The organism is Streptomyces sp. NPDC002779 (assembly GCF_042888685.1).
Classification (GTDB): domain Bacteria; phylum Actinomycetota; class Actinomycetes; order Streptomycetales; family Streptomycetaceae; genus Streptomyces.
This window is the reverse complement of sequence record NZ_JBIAQC010000075.1, coordinates 1-1,943: the sequence shown is the minus strand read 5'-3', so window position 1 is coordinate 1,943 and position 1,943 is coordinate 1. Positions and strand designations below refer to the sequence as shown.

2 protein-coding genes are annotated in these 1,943 nt (G+C 68.1%); one reads left to right on the top strand and one right to left on the bottom strand.

The window, feature by feature from the left end; genetic code table 11:
• Positions 1-241 precede the first annotated feature (241 nt).
• Positions 242-1,456, top strand: coding sequence for an IS110 family transposase (locus ACFYW5_RS37895; protein WP_389421685.1), 1,215 nt, complete (start codon positions 242-244; stop codon positions 1,454-1,456).
• Here ACFYW5_RS37895 and ACFYW5_RS37890 read toward each other — a convergent pair.
• On the bottom strand, positions 1,453-1,943 hold a 491-nt coding region (locus tag ACFYW5_RS37890), incomplete at its 5' end, for a hypothetical protein (RefSeq protein WP_389421684.1). The genes ACFYW5_RS37895 and ACFYW5_RS37890 overlap by 4 nt on opposite strands.

Below are 1,943 nucleotides of genomic sequence, written 5' to 3'. Positions count from 1 at the left end.
CGTTACCTTCTTCGTGGCTCCGCAATGGGGCCTCCGGCCTTCGGGTCCGGCATGACTTCCCCCCCTTGTTGCGGTTGATGATCCGGGGGGTGGTGTCACCGGGCCCGGAGGCATCGACGGACCGCTGATGAGGGGCTTGAGCACCGGCTTCACCCAGGCCGGAAGAGCTCTCCGTAACGTGGATGTGGCAGCTCGGTGCCGAGGCAAGGCCGGACGAAAGCGTGAGCGGAGGGGCCTGCACGTGATCGACACCGGCGACATCGACGTCTTCCTCGGCCTGGACGTCGGCAAGGGCGAACACCACGCCACCGCCGTCACCGCGGCCGGGAAGAAGGCCTTCGACAAGCGGCTGCCCAACACCGAACCCAAACTCCGCGAGCTGTTCGCCAAGCTGAAGGCCAAGCACGGAACGGTGCTGGTCGTGGTCGACCAGCCAGCCTCGATCGGTGCCCTGCCGCTGGCGGTTGCGAGGGACATGGGCTGCCCGGTCGCCTACCTGCCGGGCCTCACGATGCGGCGGATCGCCGACCTCTACCCGGGCGAGGCCAAGACCGACGCGAAGGACGCGTTCATCATCGCCGACGCCGCCCGCGCGATGCCTCACACGCTGCGAGCGATCGACAGCGAGGACGAGACCATCGCCGAGTTGGAGATGATCGTCGGGTTCGACGACGACCTGGCCGGCGAGGCGACCCGCGTCGCCAACCGGCTCCACGGCCTGCTGACCCAGATCCATCCGTCGTTGGAGCGGGTGCTGGGGCCGCGGCTGCAGCACCCGGCCGTCCTGACCTTGCTGGAGCGGTTCGGTTCACCGGCCCAGATCCGCAAGGCCGGCCGGCGGCGGCTGGTCACGCTGTTACGGCCCAAGGCCCCGAGGATGGCCGAGCGGCTGGTCGAGGACATCTTCACCGCCCTGGACGAGCAGACCGTCACCGTTCCCGGCACCGAGGCGGCCGCTTTGATCGTCCCGAGCCTGGCCGGATCCCTGACCGCCGTGCTTGATCAGCGGAAGCTCCTGGCCGGGCGGATCGAGGAACTCCTGGAGGCTCACCCTCTTTCGAAGGTCCTGACGTCCATGCCGGGAGTCGGCGTCAGGACCGGAGCCAGGATCCTCATTGAGGTCGGTGACGGCAGTACCTTCCCGACCGCAGGCCACCTCGCCGCTTACGCCGGACTCGCACCGGCGACCCGCAGTTCGGGGTCCTCGATCCGCGGCGAACAGCCGTCCCGGAGGGGAAACAAGCAGCTCAAACGGGCTTTCTTCCTCTCCGCGTTCGCTGCCCTGGGCGACCCGGCATCGCGGGCCTACTACGACAAGAAGATCGCCCAGGGAAAGCACCACACGCAGGCCCTGCTCTGCCTCGCCAGACGACGGGCGGACGTCCTCTTCGCCATGCTCCGCGACGGAACCTTCTACGAACCGCAGCCGGTCCGGGCGGTCGCTCCGCAGACCTAGACCATGGTCAGGAGGTGATCCGTGGGGCCGTAGTCGATCTTCCAGTCGGCGTAGACCCCAACGGCGCCGTCCTTCCGGCACCGCAGCCCAACGGTCACCCAGCGGACCGATCCGTCGTCGGCCAGGGAGAACGCGACCGCGGTCTCGAACTCCTCGCTCCCGCACGGGCAGCATGCCTCGCCCGGATCCGCGTCCTCCCAGAACTCCTCGCTATCCGCGATGAACGCACGGCCTCCGCAACCAACGCACACCCGCTCGGCTCCGCCCTCGACATCGTCGACGAGCACGAAGAACACGCGCCCGCCACACCCGCCGCAGACGGAAGGAACGATCTTCACCGGACGGCCGTCGGCAGCGTCCCGGAGAAACACCGCGAGCTCCGCAGAGACACCCTCGCCAACCTGATCATCAGCATGCACAGGCACATCGTTCCAGACGCCCGAATCAGCACCCATCCACCTTGACCAAAGACATAGGGGCACCCCCC